The organism is Sphaerotilus hippei, from assembly GCF_003201595.1.
Classification (GTDB): domain Bacteria; phylum Pseudomonadota; class Gammaproteobacteria; order Burkholderiales; family Burkholderiaceae_C; genus Sphaerotilus; species Sphaerotilus hippei.
Genome location: NZ_QJJS01000024.1, coordinates 40627 through 46897, shown reverse-complemented (window position 1 = coordinate 46897; position 6271 = coordinate 40627). Strand labels below are relative to the sequence as shown.

Genomic DNA, 6271 nt, shown 5'->3' with positions numbered 1-6271 from the left:
CTGGATCTTGGCCGGATCGACGTCCAGGCACATCACGTGGTTGCCCATTTCCGACAGGCAGGCGCCTGTGACCAGGCCGACGTAGCCGGTGCCGACGACGGTGACTTTCATGGATGGTGTTCCCTAGCTGAATGAGGTAGCGACCGGGACCACATTCCCGGTGCCGAGCCGGCATGGTTGTAACAGAATATGACTTCCGTGGCCCGCCTGCCGGATCAAGCCGCGATTGTCGACGCGAACGCATCGCCGGCCGAGACCCGGTTCGTGCGGGATCCGACGCGGGCGTCGCCTGCGGCTTGAGGTATGTTGCGCGCATGAGCGCAACCACCTTCTTCTGGCACGACTACGAGACCTTCGGTCGGGTCCCGCGGCGTGACCGCCCCGCCCAGTTCGCCGGCATCCGCACCGACGCCGAACTCAACGAGATCGGCGAGCCGGTCATGTTCTATTGCCGGCCGGCCCCCGACTACCTGCCCGACCCCGAATCCTGCCTGCTGACGGGCATCCTGCCCCAGACCTGCCTGGAGCGGGGCGTCAGCGAGCGCGAGTTCGCCGACCGCATCGAGGCCGAGCTGGCCCGCCCCGACACGGTCGGCGTGGGCTACAACACCTTGCGCTTCGACGACGAGGTCACCCGCCACCTGTTCTGGCGCAACCTGATCGAGCCGTATGCCCGCGAGTGGCAGAACGGCTGCGGCCGCTGGGACCTGGTCGACATGGTGCGCTGCGCCCACGCGCTGCGGCCCGAGGGCATCGAGTGGCCGCGCCACGAGGACGGTCGTCCGTCGTTCCGGCTCGAGGACCTGACCCGCGCCAACGGCCTGGGCCACGACGCGGCGCACGATGCGCTGTCGGACGTGCGTGCCACGCTGGCGCTGGCCCGCCTGCTGCGCGAGCGCCAGCCCCGCCTGTTCGATTTCTGCCTGAAGCTGCGCCGCAAGGACGCGGTGATCGCCGAGATCGGCATCGGCCGGCCCTTCCTGCACGTCTCGGGCATGTACGGCGCCGACCGGGGCGGGCTGGCGCTGGTCTGGCCGCTGGCCCCGCATCCGACCAACAAGAACGAGCTGATCGTCTGGGACCTGGCGCACGATCCGGCCGAGCTGATGCAGCTCAACGCCACCCAGGTGCGCGAGCGGCTGTTCTCGCGCAGCGAGGACCTGCCCGAGGGCGTGAGCCGCCTGCCGATCAAGTCCATCCACCTCAACAAGTGCCCGATCGTCATCTCCAACCTGAAGACGCTGACGCCGGCCCGCGCCGTCCACTGGGGCCTCGACGTCGAACAGGGTCTGCGCCACGCCGAAGCGGCTGCGCGCATGACGCCGGTGCTCGCCGGCCTGTGGCCCGAGGTCTATGCCCGGGCCCGCGAGGGGGCGCCCATCGATGTCGACGAGGACCTCTACGGCGGTTTTGTCGGCCAGGACGATCGCCGTACGCTGCAGCGCCTGAAGGCGCTCGAGCCGGTGGCGCTGGCCGAGCGCCTGCAGGCCCGCGCGCCCGCCTTCGATGACCCCCGGCTCGAGGAGCTGGTGTTCCGTTTCCGCGCCCGCAACCATCCCGAGATGCTCGACGAGGCGGAGCGCCAGCGCTGGCTCGCCCACTGCACCACCCGCCTGCACGAGGGCCTCGACGGTTACCTGACGCTGACCTCGTTCTTCGAGCGCATCGACGCGCTGGGCGAGGCCGGTGGGGACGACGAACGCACGCAGGACCTGCTGGGCGCGCTCTACGACTACGCCGAGCAGATCGCCCCCGAGGTCGACTGACGCCGGCCAGGCCTGCCCCGGAAGAGGGACCCCTTCGGAGGGAGTGCGCCGGCCGGCGGCTCGGCCTACGCTGTGGTGCATCACCACCACGTGCCGGAAGGGGTTCCCGATGTCCACCTTGCCGCTTGACCGCGTTCCACGGCCGCCGTGGCCCGTGTCGTCCACCGGGGGATGCCGGTCGGGAGGCGCGAGGCTGGGCGGGCCGATGCTGCTGGCCTGGGTGCTGGCCGGCCCGCCCCTGGTGGCGCTGGCCGCGCCGCAGGATCCGCCGGCCGGCGTGGCCACCACGGCGATCGGCACCGGGCCGCATGGCCCGGTGCCGGCTCCCGTCGTGGCGCCGCCCCGGTCGATCTGCCAGCGTCACGGCCTGCTGCTGGCGCAGACCGCCCCGGCGGTGTTCGATCCGGCCCGCTACCTCGTCAGCGAGAAGCTCGATGGCGTGCGGGCCTGCTGGGACGGTCGGGTGCTGCACTTCCGCAGCGGCGCGCCGGTGCCGGCGCCCGACTGGTTCGTGGCCCGCCTGCCGCCGGTGCCGCTCGACGGTGAGCTCTGGCTGGGCCGGGGTCGCTTCGAGGATCTGTCGGCCGGCCTGCGCCGGGGTGGCGACAACGGTCCGCTCTGGCGCGAGCTGCGTTTCGTGGTGTTCGAGCTGCCGGGCGAGCCGGGCAGCTTCGAGCAGCGGGCCGAGCGCATCGAGCGCCTGTGCGAGGCCGCCCGCTGGCCCCAGCTGCAGGCCGCCCGCCAGTTCCGGCTCGCGGACACCGTGGCGCTGCAGGCCACGCTCGACCGCGTGCTGGCCGCCGGTGGCGAGGGCCTGATGCTGCACCGGGCCGATGCGGCGTACGTCGCCGGCCGGCAGCCGGTGCTGCTCAAGCTCAAGCGCCTGGAGGATGCCGAGGCCGTGGTGCTCGGCCACCGCCCCGGGCGTGGCCGGCATGCCGGTCGGCTGGGCGCCCTCGAGGTGCGCACCGCCGAGGGCCTGGTGCTGCTCATCGGCACCGGCTTCAGCGACGCCGAACGGGCCTCGCCACCCCCGCCGGGCAGTGTCGTCACCTACAGCTTCCGCGGCCGCACGGCCCGCGGGCTGCCGCGTTTCGCCAGCTTCGTGCGGGTGCGCGACGAGCCCTGATGCCGGGCCGGTGGCCCGCGGTGATGCCAGCGCCGTTCAGCGCTGGCTGCGGGCCTTGCGCTTGTCGAATTCGCTCAGCTGCGCCTTGATCAGCAGCATCAGCGAACGTGCATCGGCCTCGCTCATGCTCAGCACATGGGCGGGTTCCTGGCCTTCGGGGGTCGTGCGGGGCACCACCGTGGCGTCGAACTTGATGTTCACCAGGCCATGGCTGCTGGAAGCGGCCTTGTAGCGCTGGACTTCGAGGGTGTAGGTTTTCATCGTGCGGGAGTCCTGGACGGGGCGTCATTGTCCCGCAGCGCGGGTCGGGCCCGGCCGCACGGATGGGCCGGGCCGCCGCGCTCGATGGTGGCACGGCCCGACGGGCGCCGGACGCGGCCGGCGTGGCCTGGGCCTGGAAAGAGCCCGCAGGTCCTGATTCGTCGGAAAGATGTCCATCCGGACATGCATCGGCATGCGCAGAATCGAGGCATGAGCTCACCGCAGATCCTGGCACCCGCACCCGCACCCGCGACGGCCACCGCGTCGGGGCCGGTCGAGCGCCAGGTCGTGATGCTGGTCTATCCCGACTTCGAGCTGCTGGATGCCGTTGGCCCGCTGGAGGCGTTCGCCACCGCCGCCGGCTTTCTCCAGGCCCGGGGCCTGCCGGGCTATTCGGTGCAGGTGGTCGCCGCCGAGGCCGGGCCGGTGCGGGCGTCTTCCGGGCTGGAGCTGCTGGCCCGCCGCGGGCGGGCCGAGCTGGCGGATCCGGCCCTGATGTCTGGCATCGACACGCTGCTGGTCGCCGGTGGACGGGGCGTGGAGCGTGCCTGCGAGGACCCGCACTGGCGCGACTGGCTGCAGGCCGGGGCAGGGCGCGTGCGGCGCCTGGGTTCGATCTGCACCGGTGCCCTGCTGCTGGCCGCGGCCGGCCTGCTCGACGGGCGCCGGGCGGTGACGCACTGGAACTGGTGCGAGCGGCTGGCGCGGCGCCATCCTCGGGTGGTGGTCGAGCCCGATGCGCTCTACCTCTGCGACCAGGGCGTCTGGACCTCGGCCGGCGTGACCGCCGGCATCGACCTGGCGCTGGCCCTGATCCAGGCCGACCATGGCCGCGCGCTGGCGCTGCGGGTCGCGCGCGAGCTGGTCATGTACCTGCACCGGCCCGGCGGGCAGTCGCAGTTCAGCGAGCCCTTGCAGGCCCAGGCGATGGCACCCCGCGCCGCGGTGCAGCAGGTGCAGGAGCGGGTGCGGGCCCGGCCCCAGGCCGACCTGCGCCTGGAGACGCTGGCCGCTCTGGTGGCGCTCAGCCCGCGCCACCTCAGCCGGGCCTTCGTGCGCGACACCGGCCTGACGCCGGCGGCCTTCGTCGAGCAGGTGCGCCTGCAGCAGGCCCGCCAGCTGCTCGAGCAGACGGCGCTGCCGCTGTCGCGCGTGGCGCAGCGCTGCGGCTTCGCCAGCGCCGACGTGATGGGCCGCTGCTTCCGCCGTCGCCTGGGCCTGACCCCGCTCGACCACCGGACCCGGTTCGGTCCGCCTCCCCTCGATCCCTGACCCCCGGGTCCATCCCTCCCCGAAGGAGTTCCGGCCATGAGCCTTGCCATCCCTGCCGCCCGTCCCGTCCACCCTGCGGACCTCGTGCTGCGCCAGCGCCTGCAGGCCGGGCTGCCGCTGCAGGTCGGCATCCTGCTGTTCACCGACGTCGAGGTGCTGGACTTCGCCGGGCCCTTCGAGGTGTTTTCCGTGGCCTCGCGGGTGGCCCGTCGCGACGGGCTCTGCGCCCATGCGGCCTTCCAGGTCCGCACCATCGCGGTCGACGCCACGCCGGTGCGGGCGCGCCACGGCCTGCCGGTGCTGCCGATGCAGACCTTCGCCGACGCGCCGGACCTCGATCTGCTGATCGTGCCGGGCGGGGTGATGGACGAGCCGCTGGCCAGCCCGGCGATCCAGGCCTGGACCCGTGCCGCGGCGCGGCAGGCGCCGCTGGTCGCGTCGGTGTGCACCGGCGCGTTCCTGCTGGCGCGGCTGGGCCTGCTCGAGGGCAGGCGGGTGACCACGCACTGGGAGGACCAGGCCGATCTGCAGCGCCTGCATCCGGGCCTGGAGGTGGTCGCCGGCGTGCCGTTCGTCGACCTTGGCGGCCTGCTCACGTCGGGGGGCATCTCGGCGGGCATCGAGATGAGCCTGCACCTGGTGGCGCGGCTGCTGGGCCCCGATCCCGCCCGGGCCGTGGCACGGCAGATGGAATACCGCTGGTCGCCCGACTGAGGATCGTGGCGGCCCGGTCCGGCGACAGTGGCACACTGTCGCCCCGCGGCGCGCACCACGACCCCGCCACCCCGCGCCGCGCCGGCACACAGAAAGAGACACAGCCCATGGCCATCCAGTGGTTCCCCGGTCACATGAACTCGACCCGGAAGGCCCTGCTCGAGCGGGTCAAGCTGGGCGTCGACGTCGTGATCGAGCTGCTCGACGCCCGCCTGCCCGGCTCCAGCGCCAACCCGATGCTGGCCGAGCTGATGCGCGGGCGACCCACGCTCAAGGTGCTCAACAAGCAGGATCTGGCCGACCCGGCGCGCACCGAGCTCTGGCTGGCGCACTACAACGGCCTGCCGGGCACCAGCGCCATCGGCCTGGACGCCAGCGTGACCGCACCGGCCCAGCGCCTGATCACCAGCTGCCGCACGCTCGCGCCCAACCGCAAGGGCCTGGACAAGCCGATGCGGGTGCTGATCTGCGGCATCCCCAACGTCGGCAAGTCCACGCTGATCAACACCCTGCTGGGCAAGCGTGCGGCCAAGACCGGTGACGAGCCGGGCATCACCCGCAACGAGCAGCTGATCGCGCTGGCCAGCGACTTCCACCTGATCGACACCCCCGGCATGCTGTGGCCCAAGATCATCGTCGAGCGCAGTGGTTACCACCTGGCCGCCAGCGGTGCGGTGGGCCGCAATGCCTACGACGAGGAAGAGGTCAGCCTGGTGCTGATCGACGCGCTGCGCGAGTCCTATCCGGGCGCGCTCGAGGCCCGTTTCAAGGTCACGCCCGATGCCTCGCTCAACGCCCCGGAGCTGCTCGAGGTCATCGGCCGCAAGCGTGGCGCGGTGCTCAGCGGCGGGCGCATCAACCTGCAGAAGGCCGCCGAGATGGTGCTGCACGAGTTCCGTGCCGGTGGCCTGGGCCGCATCACGCTGGAGACCCCGGCCGAGTTCACCACCTGGCTCGAGGCCGCCCGCGAGGCCGAAGCCGAGCGTCAGCGCCTGAAGTCGCTGCCGCGCAAGGGCGCGCGCCGCCAGGCCGAGGCTGAAGTCGAGGACGAGGATGAATCCGGCGTCGATGCCGACACGGACGCCTCCCCGGACGACGACCGCTCCGCTGCCGCGTCCTGAGCCGGCCG

7 protein-coding genes are annotated in these 6271 nt (G+C 72.6%); 5 read left to right on the top strand and 2 right to left on the bottom strand.

Annotation, left to right across the window (positions count from 1 at the left end; genetic code table 11):
- The coding region (locus tag C7444_RS18540; RefSeq protein WP_146219446.1) for a hypothetical protein at positions 1 to 111 on the bottom strand (111 nt) is incomplete at its 3' end.
- 203 nt (positions 112 to 314) lie between these two features.
- Here C7444_RS18540 and sbcB point away from each other — a divergent pair.
- Entirely contained in the window at positions 315 to 1766 is a 1452-nt protein-coding gene (gene sbcB, locus C7444_RS18535; RefSeq protein ID WP_110402349.1) for an exodeoxyribonuclease I, read from the top strand.
- A gap of 205 nt (positions 1767 to 1971) precedes the next feature.
- Complete coding sequence (locus C7444_RS18530) at positions 1972 to 2895, top strand: DNA ligase (protein ID WP_110402348.1); 924 nt, start codon at positions 1972 to 1974, stop codon at positions 2893 to 2895.
- A 36-nt stretch (positions 2896 to 2931) separates the two neighbouring features.
- Here C7444_RS18530 and C7444_RS18525 read toward each other — a convergent pair whose 3' ends face one another.
- Entirely contained in the window at positions 2932 to 3156 is a 225-nt protein-coding gene (locus C7444_RS18525; RefSeq protein ID WP_110402347.1) for a hypothetical protein, read from the bottom strand.
- A 210-nt stretch (positions 3157 to 3366) separates the two neighbouring features.
- Here C7444_RS18525 and C7444_RS18520 point away from each other — a divergent pair, with 210 nt between their 5' ends.
- The 3 genes from C7444_RS18520 (at position 3367) to ylqF (ending at position 6263) form a co-directional block, all read left to right on the top strand.
- Positions 3367 to 4428: a GlxA family transcriptional regulator gene (locus C7444_RS18520; RefSeq protein WP_110402346.1), complete on the top strand. Its 1062-nt coding sequence runs from the start codon at positions 3367 to 3369 to the stop codon at positions 4426 to 4428.
- 36 nt (positions 4429 to 4464) lie between these two features.
- Entirely contained in the window at positions 4465 to 5142 is a 678-nt protein-coding gene (locus C7444_RS18515; RefSeq protein ID WP_110402345.1) for a DJ-1/PfpI family protein, read from the top strand.
- A 107-nt stretch (positions 5143 to 5249) separates the two neighbouring features.
- Positions 5250 to 6263, top strand: a complete 1014-nt coding sequence (ylqF, locus tag C7444_RS18510) for a ribosome biogenesis GTPase YlqF (protein ID WP_110402344.1) — start codon at positions 5250 to 5252, stop codon at positions 6261 to 6263.
- Positions 6264 to 6271 lie beyond the last annotated feature (8 nt).